Annotated in this window: 15 protein-coding genes and 1 pseudogene; 3 read left to right on the top strand and 13 right to left on the bottom strand. The window is 62.2% G+C overall.

The genetic code is table 11. The features are described 5' to 3' along the window. Positions 1-133: pseudogene (locus tag AB4Z27_RS13435) on the bottom strand (hydrolase); the annotation flags it as partial. 231 nt (positions 134-364) lie between these two features. Here AB4Z27_RS13435 and AB4Z27_RS13430 point away from each other — a divergent pair. Beyond that, positions 365-1,687 carry an HdeD family acid-resistance protein gene (locus AB4Z27_RS13430; protein WP_441644610.1) on the top strand — a complete coding sequence of 441 codons (1,323 nt, stop codon included), beginning with the start codon at positions 365-367 and terminating at the stop codon, positions 1,685-1,687. A 695-nt stretch (positions 1,688-2,382) separates the two neighbouring features. Here AB4Z27_RS13430 and AB4Z27_RS13425 read toward each other — a convergent pair. From AB4Z27_RS13425 to pdxR, 4 genes are all read right to left on the bottom strand, one after another. Next, positions 2,383-4,134 (bottom strand): ATP-dependent nuclease, encoded by a 1,752-nt coding sequence (locus tag AB4Z27_RS13425; RefSeq protein WP_441644609.1) that lies wholly within the window; start codon positions 4,132-4,134, stop codon positions 2,383-2,385. 231 nt (positions 4,135-4,365) lie between these two features. After that, positions 4,366-5,388, bottom strand: coding sequence for a restriction endonuclease (locus tag AB4Z27_RS13420; RefSeq protein ID WP_441644608.1), 1,023 nt, complete (start codon positions 5,386-5,388; stop codon positions 4,366-4,368). Positions 5,389-5,628: 240 nt separating this feature from the next. After that, positions 5,629-8,271, bottom strand: a complete 2,643-nt coding sequence (locus AB4Z27_RS13415) for an AAA family ATPase (RefSeq protein WP_441644607.1) — start codon at positions 8,269-8,271, stop codon at positions 5,629-5,631. Positions 8,272-8,739: 468 nt separating this feature from the next. Further along, positions 8,740-10,215, bottom strand: coding sequence for a MocR-like pyridoxine biosynthesis transcription factor PdxR (gene pdxR, locus AB4Z27_RS13410; RefSeq protein ID WP_101683429.1), 1,476 nt, complete (start codon positions 10,213-10,215; stop codon positions 8,740-8,742). 154 nt (positions 10,216-10,369) lie between these two features. Here pdxR and AB4Z27_RS13405 point away from each other — a divergent pair, with 154 nt between their 5' ends. Beyond that, positions 10,370-10,816, top strand: coding sequence for a carboxymuconolactone decarboxylase family protein (locus tag AB4Z27_RS13405; RefSeq protein WP_092295395.1), 447 nt, complete (start codon positions 10,370-10,372; stop codon positions 10,814-10,816). A 314-nt stretch (positions 10,817-11,130) separates the two neighbouring features. Here AB4Z27_RS13405 and AB4Z27_RS13400 read toward each other — a convergent pair whose 3' ends face one another. The 7 genes from AB4Z27_RS13400 to AB4Z27_RS13370 form a co-directional block, all read right to left on the bottom strand. After that, the gene (locus tag AB4Z27_RS13400) at positions 11,131-11,256 is read right to left on the bottom strand and encodes a hypothetical protein (protein ID WP_441644606.1); all 126 of its coding nucleotides are present in this window, start codon (positions 11,254-11,256) and stop codon (positions 11,131-11,133) included. A gap of 225 nt (positions 11,257-11,481) precedes the next feature. Next, a complete protein-coding gene (locus AB4Z27_RS13395; protein WP_441644605.1) occupies positions 11,482-11,919 on the bottom strand; it encodes a hypothetical protein in 438 nt (145 codons plus the stop codon). Next, the gene (locus tag AB4Z27_RS13390; protein WP_441644604.1) at positions 11,885-13,915 is read right to left on the bottom strand and encodes an integrase; all 2,031 of its coding nucleotides are present in this window, start codon (positions 13,913-13,915) and stop codon (positions 11,885-11,887) included. Before AB4Z27_RS13390 ends, AB4Z27_RS13395 begins: the two co-directional genes overlap by 35 nt. Beyond that, entirely contained in the window at positions 13,890-15,521 is a 1,632-nt protein-coding gene (locus AB4Z27_RS13385; RefSeq protein ID WP_441644603.1) for a tyrosine-type recombinase/integrase, read from the bottom strand. Before AB4Z27_RS13385 ends, AB4Z27_RS13390 begins: the two co-directional genes overlap by 26 nt. After that, positions 15,518-16,708: a tyrosine-type recombinase/integrase gene (locus AB4Z27_RS13380; RefSeq protein ID WP_441644602.1), complete on the bottom strand. Its 1,191-nt coding sequence runs from the start codon at positions 16,706-16,708 to the stop codon at positions 15,518-15,520. The genes AB4Z27_RS13385 and AB4Z27_RS13380 overlap by 4 nt, the downstream gene beginning before the upstream one ends. A 284-nt stretch (positions 16,709-16,992) precedes the next feature. After that, a complete protein-coding gene (locus AB4Z27_RS13375) occupies positions 16,993-17,556 on the bottom strand; it encodes a single-stranded DNA-binding protein (RefSeq protein WP_092291718.1) in 564 nt (187 codons plus the stop codon). A 207-nt stretch (positions 17,557-17,763) separates the two neighbouring features. Further along, on the bottom strand, positions 17,764-19,020 hold the full coding sequence (locus tag AB4Z27_RS13370) for an MFS transporter (protein ID WP_441644601.1): 1,257 nt from the start codon (positions 19,018-19,020) through the stop codon (positions 17,764-17,766). A gap of 291 nt (positions 19,021-19,311) precedes the next feature. Between AB4Z27_RS13370 and uvrA the strand changes: the two genes are divergently transcribed. Beyond that, entirely contained in the window at positions 19,312-22,176 is a 2,865-nt protein-coding gene (gene uvrA, locus AB4Z27_RS13365) for an excinuclease ABC subunit UvrA (RefSeq protein ID WP_092291714.1), read from the top strand. A gap of 18 nt (positions 22,177-22,194) precedes the next feature. Here the strand turns inward: uvrA and AB4Z27_RS13360 are convergent, their stop codons facing one another. Then, entirely contained in the window at positions 22,195-23,877 is a 1,683-nt protein-coding gene (locus tag AB4Z27_RS13360; protein ID WP_092291712.1) for a Na/Pi cotransporter family protein, read from the bottom strand. Between the last annotated feature and the right edge of the window lie 108 nt (positions 23,878-23,985).

The raw sequence follows: 23,985 nt of genomic DNA, 5'->3' as shown, positions 1-23,985 counted from the left end.
CCACATTGTTCTTCATGGTCTGGCGGTCCATCGACTGCACACCGAAGGCCATCTGCGGCTGGTGGTCGATGATGATCAGCTGGCTGTTGCGCGGGGTCAGGACTTGCAGCTTGGCGTTGGTGGCGTTCGACATGGTGGTTTCTCCGGTAGCTAAAGGTTGATTCGTTCAGTTTTATTGCTTTTCGCTGTTCGCCGCTGATTTGGTGTGGCGTTGCGATGGGATGAACTATACGGGGCGATAAGTGACGTAAATCCGCTGAAGTCTCACGTAGTTATTCAAATTTTTTGAAATTRGATTTTTCCACCGCGCTTTTGCACGATAGACTCCAYCCGAGCCGTTCTTGACACGGCGCCGGAGCTGCCGATGGTCCGCCTGCTGATGCTGCTGCTGGGAGTCGATTACCTGCGTACCCGATGGAAGGGGCTGGCCTGGGCCGGGGCGGTCAGCATGGTGGTGGGCACCGTGCTGTTCGTCGATGCGCTGGACGGCAAACTCGATTTTCCGATCGAGCCCTTCGCCTGGCTGCTGCTGCTCGAAGGACTGGCCACGCTGGCCGTGGCCTCGACCGGCATGGGCGGGCAGCGGACGCTGCGCTACGTCAAGGGCGTCGCCTTCAGTGTGGCGGCGATTCTCGTGCTGGCCGGCCATCATCATGGCCACATGATCCTGTCGTTGATCTTTGGCACGCTGTTTCTTGCCGATGGCCTGCTGCAGGTGGCTTCGGCGCATGTCGTGCGCTTTCGCACCTGGCGTCTGGCAATGGCCGGCGGCCTGCTCGAAATCGCGCTTGCCATCTTCTTCATCCAACCCTATCCGACTCACTACGTTGGCACGGTGCCGTACTGCGTGGGGCTCGGGTTGATCTTCGGCGGCTGGAACATGTTGCTGCTGGCGTCGCGCGTACGGCGTCTGCCCGCCGGTCCTGGCTCGAGGGATGATCCGGCGTTCACGTCGGACGGGGCTGCCAGACGGCGGCTGACGACATGGCGCAGCCCGCCTGCCGCAGACGAGCGCGCGTTGATCGTTCATGTGTGGACGCCGGTGGGCACCGCCAAGGCCGAGGCGCAGCGCCAGCCGATCATCGACCGCTACATCGCCGCCGTGGACCGCGACGGCGTCATTTCGACAGGCCATGCCGCGCTGGAGTCGCCGGAGGGGATCTATATCAGCCTCTATCCGGCCGTCGAGATCGACCGCTCTCCGGACGATTTTGCTCGCCTGCTGCGCGCCACGCGCGAGAACGACGTGCCCGGATTGTTCCAGCCGGACTATCCCACCGAATCAAGCGCGTGGTGTCCGTCCACGGTGCAGGTGCGCATTCGCAACTACGATGCCGAACGCCTGCGAACCTTCTGGCACGACGATCGGCAGAACACCACCTACAACCTGACGCACCGCAACTGCTCAAGTACCGTGGCGCAAGCGCTGGACGCCGCGCTGGAGGGCGCCGCCGCGCGCGTCTGGGCGCGCCTCGATGGCTGGTGGCCGCTGTTGCGGCTGCTTCTGACGCCGGAACTGTGGGTTGCCGCCCATCTGCGCAAGCGCGCTACCACCATGGCGTGGACGCCCGGCCTGACGCTCGACTACGCGCGCGCCATGAGCATGCTGGCCGATCCGCGCCCCTTCGCTTGGGCGACGGTGCTGGACGGGCTGACTGCACGACGATCCGGGCGCCAGTCGCGCTAGTTCACCGGACGGTTCCTGACCAGCCACGCTGCCATCCGACACAGGCGCCGATGCCGCARATAAAAAAACCCCGCACATTGCGGGGTTTTTCTTCACAAGAACGGCTGACGGAGGATCAGAACGGTTCTGTTACGTCACGGTGTAAACATTGACCGCAAGACCGCATGGGGAGCCGGTTTCGAAGCGAGGCAGCCCGGCGACTGTAAAGATTCGGGCGTTTTGGGCCGTTTTGTGCCCATGACAGCGCCGGGGATCGATGCGCGGTTCGCGCGGAGGTGATGCTATTTTGCGCCGCTCGCGAGCTCACTTGGGCGCGAATGCTCGGCAATTTCGGGGCTCTTTCTCCGGCACCTTATAAAGCACAACAGCAACTGGCAGAATGAGGCCCCGTCCGCAGCCGACCTGGTGGCGGCGACGGGCTGCAGTCGACCCGAAGCAGCCGCTTGAGTGTCGATCTCCGATGTCTGCTTGGGAGCGGATAGAGGACATTGTCGCGCGTCCCCCGTATGCGGTAGGGCCTGCAGCAATCAAGCCGTGGAACCGAGAGACTGGATGAGCGCCGTGGCGCCGTGATGAGCTTGGAAGGCCTTCATCAGCCTCGGCCCCACGCCTTCCTGCCAGTGACTGGCCCGGTGAAGTTCTGCCGCGAGCATCACCCAAAACGTCAGCATGGCCAGAGGGGAATCGAGTTTCGGTTACATCCATTGCGCGAGGGCATACAGATCCTGAGGTCTCGCGGCATGATTCAGATTTCCGGCCTGGGTGGCATTGTTTAGGAAGCCGACTCGGTCTTGATCGTTCTTGCCGATGCCCAGGTGGACTTCGATCGCTCCGCCGGACCACACCCAAATGTTGTGATGGCGTAGCATCTGAACAAGCGCGTTGACTTCGTTAGGCATCGCGGCGGCCATAAGCTCAAACGCCTCCGCCGCGCTATAGGCCGAGGATGCGCCGTTGGGCCCTTTTCGGGTGGGCAGTCCGTTTCCGTCGAGAAAAATCCCTAGGGCGGTAGCGTGGTTGGCGAACCAGTTTTTGCAGTCGACAAAGGCTTGATCCGCCGGGTTCACCAGTCCCGCTTGGGGAGCCACCTTGAAAACGAAATCCAAGTCTGCCAGTGCCTTGGGGGCAAATCCGACAGCTTGCAGAATCTGAATCAGGGGTACCAGTGCTGAGCTACTTGAGCCAGAGACAATGCATCCCTTGTCATGTGCATAGGAATGGGCGTGCGCTGTTTGGTAGATGTGAGGCAATAACATCTGCTCCGTTTTGCCCTCGACGAGCAGCACCTTCTCGGAGAACAACAAATGTGTGGCTGATTGTATTGAGAACACGGCTTCCGCGTGGTGCGCATGTGCCGCGAATGCGGCAGCGGCGGATGTCAGCCGTTGTCGTGTCGCGGTTTTGTTGGCGGCGTCCTTGTAAATGATCAGCGTTTGGAGAGCATGAGCCCGTCCAATCAAGAGTGGAGAGTGGGTCGAGAAGATGACTTGGAAATTCTGATTGGACAGCGTCAGAAGCGACTCCCGAAGCAACTCAATAGCTTGCGGGTGGAGGTAGAGTTCGGGCTCGTCAATGAGTAGGACGACAGTACTGCCGGGATTGCCAGCCGCACCGCCCGTCAAATCAGCAAGCAGCTTGATCAGCGCCATGTGGACGCTTCGCTGTGCACCATGGCCGAACGACGTAAACGGTCGTGGGCAGCCTTGGGCATCCGAGAGGGTGATCGTGGAAGACTTGAACAGGTCTTCGATTTCAGGAGGCGTGAAGTTCAAATGGAGCGATAGCCCCGGAAAGAACGATGAGATGGCAGCAGTCGCATTCGCCTCGAAGCCGGATAGCTCCGCCATCCGATTCTGCCCATTGAAGTGCCCCGAGACTTGAGCCAGCGCTGCCCTCATTGCCGCGACGGCGAGGGGATTGTTTGCGCTGATTCTGCTCAATACATGTTTCAGCAGAAGGCCAATGGTGTTCTTGGCACCAAACTTGCCGACGTCCTCGCCAGCGTCCTCCATTGCCTCAATGTACAGGGGTTCCGGAAATAGGACCGCGATAGCGTTGTCCAGGCCCGCAGGGTTGTCGACCCAGGTGTTAGCTTGATGGTCAAAGACGTCGATCTTTAGCTGCCCGGTGGGGCATCCTGGCGATGGTTGCTTGCGTCGAAATCTCAGCGACCGCCCGTTTAGATACGGGGCGACAGCCTGCTGCTGATTTCCAGGAAGTACTTGCAGATTGACGTCTTCAATGGTTCCTTCTACCGTGACCGTCCTAGCGGGGTCATAGAACATATGGCTCGGTAGAACACTTTTCCGCAACAACCAGTTGATGGCTCTAAGGATATTGGATTTTCCAGAGTTGTTGTATCCGACAATAGGGTTGAAATTGCTCAACGAGACAGTCACCGGATCGCATGAGCAAAAATTATTAATGACGACTTCAGATAGACGCATTGCTATTTAAATTTATTAGGATCGTAGTATCCGTCGGATGAAGCAATGTGGCGACAATATATAGCAGGTTTTTGGGCGATTATCCCGCGGTGCCGGTGTTGGGCGAACGCATCAAGCGTGACCGTCGATCCCGCGCTCGGTGTGATCCTCTCAATTTTCAAAGAAGATAGCCATTGGCGCGACGGCATAGGCTTTATTCCTTGCGCTGCGGATGAACGGCGGTAGGCGTCGCTATCGACCGAGGCTCAGCAGGAAATCATCCACGCGCTGGAAGAGGTAGGTGTTTGGATCTGCACCATCGTCCTTGCTGATGAGAAGCGTCTCTATCTCGGCCACTGTCAGTGAGATGACAAGTTTCCCGTGCTCCCGCATGGCACCACGAATGACCTTGTCCGCCGAATTGGCACACCCCTCGGGCGAAATAATGATCGCAACGTTCCGGAGCGCAGACGGATAAAGATATCTCTCTGTCGTCACAACCTCGTGCTGGGTGATAGGCTCGGAGTAGTTTTTGAACTCGAAGACAACATACCTGCTGTGCAGATCGTCGAGCATCAGGCGCCAAACCTCGGATTTTGGAAGAATCCGGCAGACCAAGTCGCGACGATGCGGTCCATCCTCGGTATCTAGCTGTTCATACCAGCCGTGAAGATCAGCCTCAAAAAGATATCGAAGCGCATTGATACATGCATCCTCGAAAGCTCGAGCTTCTGGTCTGCCTGGGGAAATTTCTTTAAGTCGATCGGCAAGTCGCTGTCCGTCCTTTGCTATTGCGATGTACCCAAGATTTTCTTGGCTTGCCTTCAAGAATTCTGGCGCCAGTGGGGCGCTGACTTCGAATAACTGTTCGAATTCTCGCAGGAGATCTGGAAACTCCGACGCACGCGTGAAAACGGAATTCGCATCCCACACTTCAATTTCATCGTGGGCTTGCGCCGCCTCTGCGAGTTTCGGTGTCAACGGGCAACTGATGACCAGTATTCCTATCGTCGCCAAGGTAGTCCGTTTGATCTGCTGTATCTGGCGAAGCGCGCGAACAAAGGTGCCAACCGGGGGCGGAGACGAATATCGATAGAGTTTCACTTCGGCCACCGTTCTATTGGATGGCGCATCAATGAAGATATCTACTTCAAAATCGTGTCCCAATTCTCCTGGAACTGTCACGTTAGACCGTACGTCGCATTTCCATATCCGCCGGAACAAGTCTGCGACGAGTTTTTCAAACCGATGACCGGGGTGGTGTTCCGAGTGCATGACAAAGCCGCCCATATGTTAGAGACGTCGAGGCGTTGCAAGAGGGCACTGCTTACCTCACGAGAAGTGACGAGTTTAGCGTATGCAGGAGCTGAGCCGAGATTTGCCAAAATCTATGTCGGTACGGCCAACTGCCGCGCGTAAAGCGGAGCGGCGCAACAGGGCGGCAGATTAGCCTGGCCCAAAGAACGCGGGGAGCTCGTTTTCTGCAAAACAGCCTTTAAGCAGTGGTGTGGGCGTTCATCGAAGAAAATTTGTAAGCCGTGCTGCCTCCAACCGTTCGTCGCCAGGCAAGGAATCGAGAAAGGGATCTGCGGTCCTTAGAATCTCGCGCGCGGCTGAGATCTGACCCATTCTTCCCAGAATATGCGCGTGGAGATAGCGCAGCGGAATCGTGTGGCGCACCAAATTATTGACGCGCACAACTTCGGGTAGTGATTCGCTGGCTAGTTGCAAAGCTTGTGGAAGCTCCCGGCGCTCCAAATGCTGGTAGACGAGATCAATCCCAACCCGGGCGACAGAGTCCCATGAGCCTGTGATCTCAAAGAGGCGAACAGCGATCTTGCGCGGCGCGGATTGTGCCCGCCCCAGTTGTTCTAGCACCCGCGAAAGCAGATCAAAGCAGTCGGCCAGATGCTTGCAATCAGTCCCGTAGTCGTCGTCCGCCCGTACCCTTGCCGCGTATGGACCCGGGTTCAACATGAATTCCTCGATGTTAATCGACAACGTTGCAAGATACTCACCCACTAGGTCGTTGAGCAATTTTTCCGCACTCGCTGGTCTCGATACCATCCACAACGCAAGCGCCGCGGTATATGAAAACACTAGACGATACGATGCCTTGTCGGGCAGCAAGGGCTCCGCTCTGCTAAGCAACTCCTGAACCTGGGCTTCGTCGCCTTGGGAAGCCCAATAGATTAGGCTCTTTTGTAGGAACACGAGGCGCGGACGGTCTCTCTCCAGTCCGCCATCGATCAGCGCCTCCATCTGGCTCAGAAGCGGTGCAACGGTTTCGTCGGGGCCGTGCTTTTGCCGGTGGTACAACAGTGCATCGAGGCACTCAAATCGGACTTCGGCGGGCAAGGCAAGGTCACTCGCCGCTGCCTCGAGTACCGGCCACATCTGCGGGAACTCGGGCCCCTCGTGAAATGCCTCTTCGGTGCCCAGATCAGCCAGCTTTGCCACGTCCCGTAGTTCAATCAGCAACCTGACGAACAGGGGGAAACGCTCCCTTTCGTGGTCTTCCTTGAGAGACGTTTCGACCAAATCGAGCAGAAAGGCTCTAGCGCGCCGACCGGCCTCCGGTTCTTCGATCAAATGTTCGAGCGCTATCGGCCGTATCGCGTCATGCACCTTGCTGCGCTGGCTGCCATAGGCTTGCAGCAAGCCTCGGGTGCGTAGCGAGCGGAGTTTACGCACGGTAGCCGGTCGGTCAAGCGAGAAGGCCTCCGCGACCATACCCGCAATTTCCTCGGCTGTGAGTGGGACGTCGGAGAGGCTGGCGCATGCGAGAACCTGCTTGAACGCCTCATCGAGCCCGTCAAAGACCACTGACAGTAGGGTGTGTTGTCTGGTATCGCTGCTGAGCAACTGACCTTCGAACGCATCACAGAAGGCCTCCAAGTCCGAGCCGTAGTCTTTCTTGGCCACGGAGATGGCGCTGCGCACGTAGAGCGGGAGGCCTGCCGTGAGAGCCCGGACTCGAATGGCGGTCGCCATGCTTGCCGTGCAATTTTGCGCGGACGCCTCGTAGCCTATGGAGTCGGCCCCCCAGCCCTGCAGCGTCTGTGGTTCAACATCCAAGGCGGTGCTCATCAGGTCCAACTCCGCCGTGGGCTGTGCCAGAAAGACGAGTCGCAAATTCCCCATCGCAGCGGTTATCGCTCGTGCGTCCTCAACCTTTAAACGGTGCGCGTTATCGACCACCACTGTGCGCGCCCGTTGTGCTTCAAGAGACGAGGTCACCAACCGCAGTGCTTCCACGCCCGACAGCGCTTCGCTCGCGACTGCCTGCCGTCCATCTGGGTTATCGCCGAGCCAGCGTGCAGCAAGCTCTCTCGCCAGTGCACGTCCCACGGATGAACTGGGAAGGTCCGCCACGTCGAAGTACGCGCGTGGCTGCGCATCGGCCAAAGCGGCCTGCGCCGCCCACGACGTTTTGCCTGCGCCAGAGAAACCCACGATTAGGCGGATTGGCACATCGGTAACGAGCGATGGCTCGTTGTCCTGCGGCCGGTAGTTGAGTGGCGGAGCCGGGAACTCATGGACCTGCTGCACGAACTGTTTGAGCATTACGGTCGCACGCACGGCGGTGATTTCGTGCCGGACGAACTCGTCGAGGCCCGCAGCCATTCGCATCATGGCGCCTGCCAGGTTTTGGACCAGGACATCAGGCGCAACCATGATGAAGGGCAGCATCTCGGCTCTTGCGACACACCAGCTAAATGCCTCTTCGTTGTCCACCCATACTGGGGGCAGTCCCGCGATGGTCTGACCTGGACGCAGGAAGCGCACGTCCTGTGGAAATTCGCCGGCAGCGATACGCGCGCTCAGGGCAGGTGCAGGATCCCGGTTCAGTGCCAGCACAAACTCGGCCTGTCCTGCCCTGCCTCCGGGAACGTGTCGAGCCCGGTACTGTTCAAATCGCTCCAGTGCTGAGGCAATGTCGCCAAACTGCACGAGCTTGGACCGCGACTTGACTTGCACATAGACGTAGCGGCCGCTGAACTCCAACTCCAGATCCTCGTCCACCTCCACGCGCATGCGCGTCCAGCCTAGCTGACTCACCAGGAGCAGGCACGCTACCCCGTAGAAATGTTGATAAAGAAAGCCCTTGTGCGTTGCCTCGATCCGGCGCAACTGGGCTTTGTCGACAACGTCCATTGTTTCTACTGTAGGTTCAGTTTGCGTCATGCGTGCGAGTGAGGAGGGCATCGGTTGGTGACGCTACACCACCACTAGGTCGTCCGTTCATTTAGCGGGTCCATCCTTGCTGCTGCGGCTTTGTTGCCCCGTGCTTCGAAACGGTTTGGGCGTCGAATCCGATGCGTGTGGCTGATAATGCCCAAAACGCTCTTGGCCGTCCAGAGGCATAAGCTTTCCGCGGTGAGTGGAAGAAGTCGCTCAGCGATGGGTTTTGAGAACTGCGCGGGGAGCCCTTTTTTTGATTCTGACGCTAGGGGATGAGTCAGCGTGTCGTCCTTCGTGTCTGCGGCTGTCGATGAACAAACACCAGCCACTTGCCGACCGAAGGGCAATGACCGCTACTGGCCGAACGCGGAAGTTCCGCGGTCGCCAGGCCCGCCGCAGCTACGGATCCTCGGTTCCGACCCTTAGCCGTCGTCGATATCTCTAGAAAGTGGACGCTCCGACGCCGCCTTCGCGACCATTGGACTCATGTGGGCTACGACTCGATGAAGCAACGATACCCGCAAGCGTCGCGCACACGGCCTCGATGTTGTCAGGGCGCAGGTTTGTCGCACTGAGTAGTAAGCCGCCTTGCGCGTGATTGCGGCGAAGGTACCATGCGGAGAGTGCCGAAGGTGCGAGGCCGCGTGCGCGGGCAATGCCGACAACCACGCGGTCGTCGGCGGTTTGTGGCAGCGGTGCGATCACACCCAGACCCGCCATCAGCGTGCCCGGCAGAAACTCGCTGACATGCGCCAGCGTCAGGCGGCGCCGTTCGCCATAGAGTGCCTTCATCTGGCGTAAATGCCGCAGGTAGTGCCCATCCCGCAGAAACTCCGTCACCGCCAATTGGGTGGTCCGGTTCGGCGCCGGGGCCAACACGGCGCAGACCTCCACCAGACGCTCCGCCACTGCGCGCGGGGCAACGACGAAACCGAGGCCCAGCGCCGGGCTGATCGTTTTGCTGAACGCGCCGATATGAACGACACGCTCGGCGCCCTCGCCGGCGGCAAGCGCCGGTGCGGCCCGGCCGTCGAGCTGTAGTTCTCCGAGATAGTCGTCTTCGATGATCCAGGCCCCCCTTGTCGCCGCCCATTCGAGCAGCGCGCGCCTGCGTGCCGGCGACATCGTGACGCCCAGCGGTGCATGCTGGCCGGGCGTGACCAGCGCCAGCAAAGCGTCTGGCGCGCTGGCGACGCCGGCTTCGACGCGCAGCCCCTCGGCATCAATGGGTACGGGTACGACCTCGGCTCCGGTCACTTCCAGTGCTCGCCTTCCGAGCGGATACCCTGGCTCCTCGAGCCACGCCTTGCGGCCGTGCGCGCGCAGGGCGGTCAGTGCCAGCATCAGACCCTGCCGGTATCCACTGGTAACGATGATTTGATCCGGATGACATTGCATCTGCCTGCTTACGGCCAGGTGGCTCGCGATCTGGGCTCGCAGGGCAGGCTCGCCGCGCGGATCAGCATAGGCCGTGTAAGCGAAGGCATCGGCGCGTACGGCACGCGTCCGCATGCGGGCCCAGAGCTTGGCGGGAAACGCGTCGTGGGCAGGTACGCCCATTTGGAACGGAAGCGGGACGCTCGAGAACGGGCGGGTGAAATCCGCCAGAGGCCCATCGAGTGCGGCTTCGCCGCCGGCTCGCCCGACAGGTAGCCGCGCGCATACGTGTGTGCCCGCGGAGCCCGCGCCGAACACCAGATTCTCGGCGATCAGACGGTCGTAGGCGACACGGATGGTGCCGCGGGCGACGCCAAGCTGCGCAGCGAGGTCCCGGCCGGAAGGAAGACGCTGTCCAGGTAGGAGCCGACCCTCGACGATCGCCTGTCGCAGGCTCGCATGGATCTGGTCGCCGATCGGCACGGCGGTTGCGCGGTCCACCAGAACGGACAGCACGGCGGGCGAATTCGGGTGATTCATTTTGGGCCAGTCGTTTCTCCACTTTTTGGGCCTGTATCTTCAATGCCTGGCGGAGTAACTTTGCGTTATGACATGAATCGCGGCCCAAGTCGATAGGCGGCTCGGGCGCGCGGACCGCGACGCTAGACCCCATCACCAACAGAAAAGGACCGAGATGACCCGCTTGAATTGGCAAGAGATAGCGCCTGACGGCGCGAAGGCGCTTTTTGGTATCCACCACTATGTCACGAAGAAGACGGATCTCCCCGAGGAGCTTGTCCACCTCGTGTTCCTCCGCGTCTCCCAGATCAACGGATGCGCGCATTGCATTGACATGCATAGCCGCGATCTCAGAAAGACCATGTCGGTCGACAAGATCACGCTGGTTCCGGTGTGGGATGAAGTACCGCACCTATTCGCCGAGCAAGAGCGGGCCGCGTTGGCCTGGGCGGAGGAAGTGACGCGCGTCAGTGAGACGCATGCCTCAGACGAAGCCTATGCGGCCGCATCGGCAGCATTTTCGCCCAAGGACCTCGTTGATCTCACTATTACGATTGCCGCCATGAACGCATTCAATCGTCTCGGCGCCCCGTTTCGGCTTCCAGTTGCGGCAGCGGCGTAATGCGGGAACGCAGACCGCCCTCATGCATTCAGTCGGGTAGCCCACACAGTTGAACACTGATCCTTCAACACTCCTTTATCGACCGAGGGGTGCTCGAAGGGCATTCAGCCATTTTCCGTTTCCGGTATCAGCCGATCCTCCGAATGAGAGCCAGATCTTCGGAGAAAAATCGGGCTAATTGAGCGGGAATCTGGTGCAAGTAAGTGGTTTGGAAGCTGCAGAGTCGCGCTAATGGAAATCAAGCCAGCAAGGAATCAAGTCTCGACTGCTGCCTGTGCCAAAGCAGCCATTCGTTCAGCGATGGGCAATGACGGTTACTGGCCGATAGCTGCCCTCGAGGGCGGATCCGGGATTTCGATCAGGAACTGTGGGAACGCAATCAGGTGCATCACCATCGCCGCTTCGAGGATCTCGCCGTCGGCCGCAGCTTCCTGTCGCATGCCAAATCGACGCGACGCGGCGGCTGGGCCAAGGAGGCCGATTACTTCTATCGCAAGGCCACCCACGATGGCGCCGCGGTTCGCGTGCAGCAGAAGATCATCGAAGTCGACCCGCGCGCGCCACCCGAGGTGTGGGGATTGGGCCTGCGTCCCGACATCATCGCCAAGGGTGTCAAGGCAGTGCTAGCCGGGGCAAGGGATAGCTACGGCAGATCTTCCTCGCCTTCAGGCACCACGCTTCGGCCCGTTCTGCAAGCCTTGCTCCAACGGCCTGTCGAGATCTTCGAGACTCAGACCCAGCCTTCCGCAGTGCAACGCGACGCGCTGCCATCGCGCGTACCATTGCTGCTCCAGCCGCTCATATCGGCTGAGCTCCTCACGCAAGCGTACGATGGTGCGGTCCTGGAAGGCCAACTCCTCGTCGAGCCCACGCGACCGGGACGGCCGGTCCGGGCATGCCAGCGCATGTTTGGCCGCCTGGAAGGCCCGCAGGATGTCGGGATGACGACTAAGTGCCTGCCGCGAGTATCCCGAGAAGGACTCGATACGCTCCCATGCCAGCTGACGGCCCAGTTCCCGATCCCGCCAGCGCTCCAGCTCGGCGAGGATGGTTGCCAATCTATCGGCGCTAACCTTCGCGTTTGCCCGGATCAGCTTTCCCATGTCGATCTCCTTCGTCGAGATAGGGGCGGAGGTCCGCCTCTCCCAGTCCCAGCGTGGCCAACTGCTGCATCAGCTGCGCGTAGCGATGCTTCAGGTGTCGGTACCAATCCGATCGCGCCGGCACACCCTTGCTCCGATCCACCGCCGTACGCAAGCTGACCTGCACGACCGCAGCCTGCCGCATGAGTTCATCTCGGCGCGCTTCGTCCCCGTTGATCCACAGGAAGTCCTCGCAGTTCGCCGTGCACTGCAGGTGACGCTCGCAGGGCGAGAGCTGGAAGTCGTGGATGCACATGCCCGGCCCCACGTCGTGGATGGCATGGATACGCGCAGCGAGGAACGTCCGCGTCATCTCCGCCGGAAGGGCCTTGATCTGTTCGGCAACTTGTCCTTGCATTCGGCCGCCCATGATCTCCTCGATTACCTTGGCAGACCGCTGGGCATAGGTCAGGTGCTGATAGGCCTTTGTGTCGGCCGCGTGCTTGCGTCCAAACCATTTCGTCTGCACCAGGTCCGGGGCACCCCCTTCATCCAATAGATGATTGAGGAAGTGACGCAGCCCGTGCGAACGGACCTGGAGTCGTTGCCCATCTTCCCCTTGAACACCGTAGCGATCGAAGACCGACGCACAACCGGTACGTCCCGCCAGGAAGTCCCCCATGTTTTGATCGGTGACGGGCTGCGCGGCGTAGGTTAGCGTCGAACGGGTACCGTGGTGCATCTGGTTCCGATACACGACGCACAGGGCTTCGTGCAATGCCAAGGCCTGCCCGGCCGACCCCGGAATGACTGGCGCATTCCAGTGATCGCGGGCAATACCCTCCAGCAGCGCGTCGCGTTTGACTCGCAGCCGCCGGTCGACCACCTCGTACGGAATCCGCCGGCTTTGAAGGAACAGTGGCACACTGGCGCTTTGGAGCCCCAGTGCAGTCCGGATGGCCGCGCTATCGAGTTCATCGGCGAGCACGACGTCGGACAGCAGCACACCGGTCTCGCTGTACCGTCGCCCCACACTGCGCGCGCCGGCCGTTGCCGTCCGCAGTTCAGCGACCACGTCCTGGACGAGCGCCTCCGTAGCAGACAGCAGTGTCTTGTGACACCATTCGACCGCGACGTCATCGCCCCCGCCCTTGAGCCGCGCGTAGCGCAGGCTTCGGCTGCCGTCTCGTGCCACAGAGATCGGTTGCTCGGGCAGCGTCAGCCCTTCGCCAACGCGCAGGCCTGTGCAGACCATGATGGTAGCGATCAGGATCAGGATCCGGTCCGCGCTGACCGGATCACCTGGTGGTGCGTTGCGGGGAATGATTTGATACAGGTGACCAATCGCCCGCATGGCCTCCTCTGTGGGCAGACGATCAGAGGTGCCCGCACCACCCAGGAAGCCATCCGTGGAACCCTCGATCATCGACTGGGGCCGCACCTTGTTGCGACAGCGCCAGTCGAGCCTGATCCGGCAGAGTCCATGGTGATCGAGGGCATCCGCAAGCTCTTCCATGTGACCGACGGCCTTGTAGGCGCTGGAGGCCATTTCTCGTGCAAACAACTGCGCGGCCGCGAGATCGAGATGGTCGGACCGGAGATCGGGAAGCGCCAGGCCAGTTGCGTCCAGTTGGTCGAATACATAGCGCGCCGCCCGAATGAACACCATATGGCTGCCAGCGGATTGACCACGCTGCTGGTGCCGCAGACACACCAGGGCCTTTAAGATGTCCGCGAACGGCCGATCCAAGGGGGGTGCTGCAACCCTAGCGGTCTCGCGATGCTGGGTGAACAGCAACCGCAATGCAGGCCGGCAAGCCTTATAGGCGCGCGTGCGGTGACGGTAGCTCGCCGACACGTCCCACACCGCATCACTCCATCGCACACCCGCGAACGGCAAGCTCGCTTTCGCGGTCGCAACAAGGCGCGATGCATTTTCGATCCAGTTCGCAGAGACGGCATTGCTGGAGCGCCCGACCGCCGCCATGGATTTACGTCTTATTGGTTCGTTTGCCATATCGCGCCACCTCCTGCACGACCTCACCAACCGCATAGATGACTTCATCCATCTGGATCGCCACACGTTCACCGTAACGCTCTCGGCGCTCTTCCCGGCTACGCAGCAATTCGGCCAGCACTGCCTCATGATCCGCCTCCACGTATGGCCGGAACTTCGGGCAGACATAACAGGAGAACGGCGGATCGAGATCGCAACGTTGCGACTTGCCGCAGGCACCAATCTCGACGTCCGGCACGGCGTGCATATCGCCCAGGAAGTGCACCCGCTTGTGGAGCGGTACCGAGCCCACTGAATCTTCCAAGGCTGGCTGGCCACGGAACAGCTTCAGGAGGGGACCCAGGCGCACCGCTGCGGCACGGTCGAGCATCGCCGTGAGACGCCGCCCCTTCAAGGCGTAATAGACGTGCACACTCTGCGTGTCGGAATGATCCAGCATAGCCGCCAGGACACGCCGGGAGACGCCAAGCTCCACCATCGTCGTCGCAAAGGTGTAGCGCAGCCGGCGGGACGACAGGTGCAACGGCGCCATCGTACGCGGCGAGAACACACGCATCCGCGTGCCGAATCCTCTAATGAGGGCGAGGAACTGTTTCGATGTGAGGTGATGCACGTACTCTCCCACCCCGGTGTTCTGCTTCCATGCATCAGGAGTGTCCCGTAAGAACAGCGCACGTGGGTGCTCTCCGCAATCGACGGAACAATTGACCTCCAGCAGCTCTCTGAGAACACGCGCCAGCTCGTCCCCGACGCGCTCGTCAATGAAGTCCTGCCGAGGGGCCCGCCCTCGCTTCTTGATCCGCGGAATGGAGAGCACCCAGTTCGGTGGAACCTCGAGGCCATCCAGGCTGTTCTTGAAGTCCGCTTCGCGAAGCAGGCAATAGTTGGCCGGATTACGTCCGTAGGCGAGGCTGAGCGCGACTGCAGCTCGCTCCATGACATGCTGCCTATCCGGCGAACGGTCTTCTTTCAACGCCCGGCGCAGTGCCATCAACTCTGTGTCCGAGAGCGGGCCGCAGTCTTCGTCATCCAACTCCACTGCAAGCCTGGAATATCGTGCGGGGATGCGGACCTCATCCAGCCGGAACGCAAACTCCTCGTCAAAGCCGAGGCACTCCAGCATCTCCGCGGACCATCGATACCAACTGCGCAGTGCATAGAATTGATCGAGTGCCTTGCGCTCCCGCAGAACCTGCACGCATCGGTCCACCAAGCTGCGCAGTGAGACGCGCAGGCTCGGAATACTGGAGAAGTGCGTGAGGATATGCCATCGCTGCTGGATGTCTTCCGCCATCGGCTCACCGCTGGACGCGCCGCCGCTCAACGCACTAAGCGCGTGTCGAAGGGCGTTACCTGCGCTGGCACTTGCGACCTGCGTCAGCAGCAAGATCGTCCAACGCCTTAATGCATAGGCGACGATGAAGTTCGATTGCGACCAACATGCCCAGTCGAACGCCTGATGGCCGGTCGGTACATTGAATTTCCACACCGATTGGGTCAGATCCATCACTCGACCGTCCCGATCAACCACATGGTCTGGCAACTCCGCCAGGTCGTGCTCTCGAAGTAGCGGCGCCATTTCGCGGTTGATTTCGGCATTCGTCATGAGCGACGAACGGTCCCAAGGAGTGAGGCCTGATAGCTCAGACTGATCTCGCTCGCCTCCTTTCGGATCGCATCGGCGATGTATGCCCTGATGGAAGTCGGCGAGCGCCATCCGAAGAAGTACATCATGTTCTTGTCGATCCGGTCTTCGTCGAGACCGCGGTTCACGCCTTGAGCTCGGAAGAGCGTCGCGCACGTTGTGCGCAGGGCGTGCGGATGCAGATCCCGGAACTGCGGATGTACGGCGCCAATCTGATCCAGGATGCCATTGACACGGAACAGACTCATCGGCTGCCCACTCCGCGCGAGGAACAGGAACGGCGTCCGATCGGATCCTGCAATCTCTCGGCGTCCGCTGCAGATGTAGTCATCGAGCAGCCGTGCGAGAGACATATCGCACGGCAGTATGCGCGACTCCGTCTTGACCTGCGGCTCGTCAAGCCGAGGGTCGTCTGGATCGTCAGGGGACCGCCGGATCTGCACCATTGGTACCGGTCGCGATAGCAAGCAGTCCCCCATGCGCAGCTTGAGCACCTCGCCTCGTCGCAGGCCAAGCGTCGCCATCAGCAACAAGATAAGGTAGTTTCGTGGCTGATAGGCTGGCTTCCACGGATTGCCGTCACTTCCCGGGCGACAGATCTCCACCAGAGACGCAAGCTCGTCGCTACTCAGCGCGGTCGCGTGTTCCTGCAGTTCGGTTCGAGCAATTCCCGTGGAAGCGAACGTCCGCTGCAGGACCTGAAGCTTGGCGCGGATCTGTCCGATCTCGGGGCTGCCGACCGGCCACTTAGCCATCGCGTTCTCGAGATGCCAGGTGATGAACTGCGATATGACCCGCATACGATAGGCCACCGTATTCGGTGAAACGACCAATTGCCTCACCGATCCGCGGCTTTGAAAGCTATGGCGCAGCCAGGGGTACAGCCGGCTGACGATCTCTTCGGGCGTAAGTCCATCCCCGCTTTCTAGCCGCTCTCTCACAGGAATGGTCTGCATGGAACACCATGCCCAGAACAGGCCGAGCACATACAGCGCCTTCTCCTGACTGCTGGATGCCAGCCGGGGCCGCAAGCGCAAGAGCAGGTACATGTTGATCCATGTGATCGGCTGGCGGTCCACGTCGAGCAGGATCGGTATCCGCTCACCGGTTTGGTGTCGGACCATGACGACGTGGAAGTGAGGAGTCATGGATCGCCCTCCGCAAGGAATCGAGACTCTGGCGGCGAGGCTCCGGTGGGCTCGCGCCTTTCACTGCATCGTCAAACCATAGACAACTGCACCGCTCAATGCCAACCCCGCTATGCGTTGCCTCCGCCGAAGTCGACATTCTCGCTTTGTGCTGTGATTCTCACTTTTCTTAGATGGATGGCCGCCAAATCTTTACACAGCACCACTGCCCATAAAGTACTGATTAAAAAGAAAAACCCCGCACAAAGGCGGGGTTGATGTTTACAGTTTTCCGTTACGCAATCTCAGAACGGAATATCGTCATCCATATCTTCAAAGCCGTTCGACGGGCTTTGCTGCGGGCGGCGTTGCCCGCCGCCTTGTGCGCCGCCACCCTGGGCGCCGCCCTGGGCACGGCCGCCGCCGTAGCCGCCACCACCACCGCCTGCGCCAGCACCACCGGCGCCGCCCTGGGCCTCGCGGCTGTAGCCGCCGCCACCGCCGCCGAAGCTGCCTTCCTCACCGCCGCCCGCCGAGCGGCCGCCCAGCATCTGCATCTGGTCCGCGACGATTTCGGTGCTGTACTTGTCCTGGCCAGCCTGGTCCTGCCACTTGCGCGTGCGGATGCGGCCTTCGATATAGACCGACGAGCCCTTCTTCAGGTACTGGCCGGCGATCTCCGCCAGCTTGCCGAAGAACGCGATGCGGTGCCACTCGGTGGCTTCCTTGAACTCGCCGGACTGCTTGTCCTTGTAGCGATCGGTCGTCGCCAGGCGAATGTTCGTCACGGCGTCGCCGCTGGGCATGTAGCGGGTTTCCGGGTCGGCGCCCAGGTTACCGACGAGAATGACTTTGTTGACCGATGCCATGTAAATGTTCTCCAAGAACCGCGCCCCGCTTCCCTGCGGCGGCACGGCATGACTGATTTGCTTGTGGGTCGTCCGTCACAGGACGTAAACGACAACACGGTAAACGACATCACGCGCCCCCGGATATCCGGTCGGGCGCGTGTAGATGCTAACCCCGTTAAGACGAAAAAGCGTTTCGGACTGCTACGGATATGACAACAAGTGTGTCTAACCCGCCACTGCCGACGCACCCTCCTGCCCGCGGGCCGGTGGCGCCTTCATGCTCCACGCGATTATAAGCCAGAGCACCAGCACGGCCGCGCAACCGAGGAATACCGCGCTGCGCCCCTCGTGCTTGAGCAGCCAGCCGCCCACCACACCGCCCAGGAACAGCCCCAKCGCCTGSGTGGTGTTGTAAACCCCCAGCGCCGCGCCCCGCCCGGCCGCCGCGTAGCGCGACACCAGCGACGGCTGCATGGCCTCCAGCACGTTGAATGCAACAAAGAACAGCAGCAGTACACCCACTATCGGCCACAGGCCCTGCACCGCCGCGAACAGCAGCTGCACCACCGTCATCAGCGCCACCGAGGCCAGCAGCACCGGGCGCACCCGGCCATAGCGCTCGGCAGCCATCATCGGCCCCAGCATCAGCACGAAGGAGACCAGCACCACGGGCAGGTAGACCTTCCAATGCTGGTCCAGCGGCATACCGGCGTCGGCCAGCATGGCCGGCACGACCATGAACATCGCCACCTGGCTGGCGTGCAGCGCCAGCACGCCCACGTTCATGCGGATCAGGTCCGCATTCAGCAGCACCTGCCGGAACGGCATGCGCACCGGATGCGGCGGCGGCGGGGCCGGCACCAGGAACAGCGTCACGCCGATGGCCAGCACGCCCAGCACCGCCATCAGCCCGAAGATGCCGGACATGCCGATGCTCTTCAGCAGCGGCGAGGCAATCACCAGCGAGAGCGCGAAGGTCAGCCCGATGCTGCCGCCGACCATCGCCATGGCCTTGGTGCGATGGCGCTCGCGCGTCAGGTCGGCAATGCAGGCGGTGATGGCCGCCGAGATGGCGCCCATGCCCTGCATCGCCCGGCCRATGGTGATGCCAGCCAGGGTGTCCGAGAACGCCGCGACCAGCGCGCCGGCCACGAACAGCAGCAGCCCGGCCACCATGACCGGCTTGCGGCCGATGCGGTCGGACAGCCAGCCCAGCGGAATGTGGAGGAAGGCCTGCATCAGGCCATAGATGCCCATGGCCAGGCCGATGCGCTGGGCGTCCTGTCCGTCGGGCAGGCCGCGCGCGTACTCGGCGAACACCGGCAGGATCAGGAACAGGCCCAGCATGCGCAGCGCGAAGATGCTCGCCAGCGAGAGACTGGCACGCAACTCGCTTTTCGTCATGCGGTCGCGCGCGGGCGCCGTCTGGGCGGCCGGGTCGGCAAGATTGGCGGGCTGGGGAGAAGAAGGAATCGACGGCATTGCGCTCGTGAATGGAAATCTGACTCGGTCGATGCGAAGCACCCGGATGGTGGGCCATGTGGCGCCCGTCCGCATGCCGGATGGCCAACGGGCAACCCGGGAAACCGAAGTTCGGTATATTAGCAGGTTTGCTTCCCCGCGCTTTCCGGGTCACGCGGCGGCCGAACCGCCGCCTGGCGCCTGGRTCGGAGCGGCGCTTCAGGCGTTGTGCAAGGCACTTTGAACATTCCGTGAGACCGACCTGTCCGCCCCCGGCGGCAGCGGCGGCCTGGCTGGGCAACTAATCGGTATATGGAAGAAATCAAGATCCGTGGGGCGCGTACCCACAACCTGAAGAACATCAACCTCGACCTGCCGCGCAACAAGCTCATCGTGATCACGGGGCTGTCGGGGTCCGGCAAGTCGTCGCTGGCGTTCGACACGCTCTATGCCGAGGGCCAGCGCCGCTACGTCGAATCGCTGTCCGCCTACGCCCGCCAGTTCCTGCAGTTGATGGAGAAGCCCGATGTCGACCTCATCGAGGGCCTCTCCCCGGCCATCTCGATCGAGCAGAAGGCCACCAGCCACAACCCGCGCTCCACCGTGGGCACGGTCACCGAGATCCACGACTACCTGCGCCTGCTGTTCGCGCGCGCCGGCACGCCCTACTGCCCGGACCACCACATCGCGCTCCAGGCGCAGAGCGTCTCCCAGATGGTGGACGCCGCGCTGGCCCTGCCCGAGGACACCAAGCTGATGATCCTGGCGCCCGTGGTGGCGGACCGCAAGGGCGAGCATTCGGACTTGTTCGATACGATGCAGGCCCAGGGCTTCGTGCGTTTCCGCGTGCGCTCGGGCGGCGGCACGGCCCATGAGGCCGAGGCGAAGGTCTACGACATCGACTCGCTGCCCAAGCTCAAGAAGACCGAGAAACACAGCATCGAGGTGGTGGTGGACCGCGTGAAGGTACGCGCCGACCTCAAGCAGCGCCTGGCCGAATCGTTCGAAACCGCGCTGCGGCTGGCCGACGGCCGTGCCATCGCGCTGGAGATGGATACCGGGCACGAGCACGTGTTCAGTTCGCGCTTCGCCTGCCCGATCTGCTCGTATTCCCTTCAGGAACTGGAGCCCCGGCTGTTCTCGTTCAACAACCCGATGGGCGCCTGCCAGAGCTGCGACGGGCTGGGCCAGATCACCTTCTTCGATCCGAAGCGCGTGGTGGCCTTCCCCAATCTCTCGCTGGCCTCGGGCGCCATCAAGGGCTGGGACCGCCGCAACCAGTTCTACTTCCAGATGCTGCAAAGCCTGGCGGCGTTCTACGACTTCGACACCGATACCGCGTTCGAGGACCTGCCCGCCAACGTCCAGCAGGTGGTGCTGCACGGCTCGGGCGAGGTAGAGATCCCGTTCACGTATATCAACGAGAAAGGCCGCACCACGGTGCGCGCCCATGTGTTCGAGGGGATCATCCCGAACCTGGAGCGCCGCTACCGCGAGACCGATTCGGCGGCCGTGCGCGAGGAACTCGCCAAGTACCAGAACAACCAGCCCTGCCCGTCCTGCGAAGGCACCCGGCTGCGYACCGAGGCGCGCCACGTGAAGGTGGGCGAGGACGACCAGGCGCGGGCCATCTACGAGGTCAACGGCTGGCCGCTGCGCGACGCGCTGACGTGGTTCCTGACCCTGAACCTGCACGGCGCCAAGCGCGAGATTGCCGACAAGATCGTCAAGGAAATCACTGCGCGGCTGAACTTCCTGAACAACGTGGGGCTGGACTACCTGTCGCTGGAGCGCAGCGCCGACACGCTCTCGGGCGGCGAGGCCCAGCGCATCCGGCTGGCCTCCCAGATCGGCTCCGGGCTGACCGGCGTGATGTATGTGCTCGATGAGCCATCCATCGGCCTGCACCAACGCGACAACGACCGCCTGATCGGCACGCTCAAGCATCTGCGCGACATCGGCAACTCGGTGCTGGTGGTGGAGCACGACGAGGACATGATCCGCGCCTGCGACTACGTCGTGGACATCGGCCCCGGTGCCGGGGTACATGGCGGGATGATCGTGGCCGAGGGCACGCCGCCGCAGATCGAGGAGGCGCCGGGCTCGCTGACGGGCCAGTACCTGTCCGGCAAGCGCCGCATCGAGGTGCCCAAGACGCGCGCCAATCCGGACGAGGAGCGGCTGCTGCGCATCGTCAACGCCACCGGCAACAACCTGCGCAACGTGACCGCCGAGATTCCGGTGGGGCTGCTGACCTGCATCACCGGGGTGTCCGGCTCGGGCAAGTCCACGCTGATCAACGACACGCTCTACCACGCCGTGGCGCGCCACCTGTACGGCAGCACGGCCGAGCCGGCCGCGCACGACCATATCGAAGGGCTGGAGCACTTCGACAAGGTCATCAACGTCGACCAGAGCCCGATCGGTCGCACGCCGCGCTCGAACCCCGCCACCTACACCGGCCTGTTCACGCCGATCCGCGAGCTGTTCGCGGGCGTGCCGTCGGCCAAGGAGCGCGGCTACGATCCGGGCCGGTTCTCGTTCAATGTGAAGGGSGGCCGCTGCGAGTCCTGCCAGGGCGACGGCGTGATCAAGGTGGAGATGCACTTCCTGCCCGACGTCTACGTGCCGTGCGATGTCTGCCACGGCCAGCGCTACAACCGCGAGACGCTGGAAGTCCTCTACAAGGGCAAGAGCATTTCCGAGGTGCTGGACCTGACCGTGGAGCAGGCCCACGAGTTCTTCAGCGCCGTGCCGGTGGTGCGCCGCAAGCTGCAGACACTGCTGGATGTGGGGCTGGGCTATATCCGGCTGGGCCAGTCGGCCACCACGCTGTCTGGCGGGGAGGCGCAGCGGGTGAAGCTGTCGCTCGAACTGTCCAAGCGCGACACCGGCCGCACGCTCTACATCCTCGACGAGCCGACCACGGGCCTGCACTTCCATGACATCGAGCTGCTGCTCAAGGTCATCCACAAGCTGCGCGACCAGGGCAACACGGTGGTGATCATCGAACACAACCTGGATGTCATCAAGACCGCCGACTGGCTGCTGGACATGGGCCCCGAAGGCGGCGCCGGCGGCGGGCAGGTGATCGCCAAGGGCACGCCCGAGACCGTGGCCAAGAGCCGCGCCAGCTTCACTGGCAAGTACCTCGCCCCGCTGCTCAAGCGGGGATAAGACCGCACCCCGGGCGCGCTACCGCGTCTGGGCTTCCGGCACACCGGTCACGCCGGCGGGCGGGTCTTCCTTCATCCGGCTGCGGTTCATCAGCCCGGCCTGCTCCAGCACCGGGTAGGCCGTGGCGCAGAACAGCGAGTTGAGTCGCTTCATTTCGCTGATGACGTCCAGGTGGAGCGAGCTGGTCTCGATGCTCTCCGTCGTCTGCACCGCCACGCGCTGCAAATGCGTCCGCGCGTACTTCCGCTCCAGTTCGCGGAAGTTGGCCTTCTCGCCCATCAGCTGCTGGGCGCTGCGGATATCCCCGTTCAGGAACACCGACAAACCCAGGCGCAGGTTGGCCACCAGYCGGCCATGCATCTCGGTGATCTCCTGCATGCCGGCCTCGGAGAACGCCAGGTTGTGGGCGATCTTCTTGTCCTTGGCGTCCAGGATCACCCGTTCGATCAGGTCGCCCGCATGTTCGAGGTTGATGGTCAGCGAGATGATTTCCGTCCAGCGCTGGCCGTCGTGCTCGTCCAGCGCCTCGGTGCTGATCTGGGTCAGGTACAGCTTGATGGCCGTGTAGAGGTCGTCCACCTCGTTGTCGATGCGGCAGGTGGCCGTGGCGAGCTTGGCGTCGTTGGTGCGCAGCACGCGCAGCATGTTGTCCAGCATCTGCTCGATGCGGTCGCCGATGCGGAGCACCTCGCGCGCGGCATTGGACAGCGCCAGCGTGGGCGTGGGCAGCGCGGCGGGGTCGAGGTGGCGCGGCGTGACCTGGCTGTCGCCGGTGTTGCGGCCGGGCAGGATGGCCTCGCAGATCCGCGCCAGGGGCGCCGTGGCCCCCAGCAGCAGCGCGGCCAGCGCCAGGTTGAACAGCAGGTGGAAATTGACGATGAGCCGCTGCGGGTCGGTGCTGACCAGCGCCAGCAGTTCCTCGGCCTGGTTCAGCAGCGGCAGCGCGATCACGCACCCGAGCAGCCGCGACAGCAGGTTGCCCAGCGTCACGCGCTTGCCCGGCTGGTTGTTGCCCGAGGTGGTCAGCAGCGCCGAGATCCCCGACCCCAGGTTGGCGCCGAGCACCAGCGCCAGCGCCACATGGATCGACACCACGCCCGCCGACGCCAGCGCGCCGCAGAACAGCACCACGGCCAGGCTCGAATAGCAGAGGATGGTCAGCACCGCGCCAATCAGCATGTCGAGCGCGGCATCGCCGGTCAGCGTGCTGAACAGCACCTTCACGCCGGCCGCCTGCACCACGGGGCGCGTGGCGATCGAGATCAGCTCCAGCGCGAGCGTAATCAGCCCGAGCCCGATCAGCACCCGGCCCACGTGCCCGGGGCGGCTGCCCTTCCAGCTCAGGTGGAGAATCACGCCGACGAAGATCAGCAGCGGCGAGAGCCACGACAGGTCCATCGAGAAGACCTGCACCATCAGCGCGGTGCCGACGTTGGCGCCGAGCATGATGGCGAGCGCGGGCGCCACGGCGATCAGGCCCTGTCCCACGAACGAACTGACGATGACGGCGGTGGCGTTGCTGCTCTGCACAAGCCCGGTCACGCCGAGCCCGGCCGCGAAAGCCGTGAAGCGGTTCGACACGCTGACTGACAGCACATGGCGCAGATTGGCGCCATACACGCGCAGGATGCCGACCTTGACGATGTTGGTGCCCCAGACCAGGAGCGCCACGCCAGATAGAAGATGGAGAAGTACGCCCATTGCGCGTCCTTATTCCTTCGTGACCGGTGCCGATGTCAGCAATCGAGGCTCCGCCCGGTCATCATGTTGTTGTCAAGGGGGCATTATGCGCCGCGCCCCCGGACCCGG

The sequence above is a fragment of the Cupriavidus sp. KB_39 genome (assembly GCF_052114485.1).
In the GTDB taxonomy this organism is placed as follows: Bacteria; Pseudomonadota; Gammaproteobacteria; order Burkholderiales; family Burkholderiaceae; genus Cupriavidus.
The sequence above is the reverse complement of the archived record's forward strand: the minus strand, read 5'-3'. Positions and strand labels throughout refer to the sequence as shown.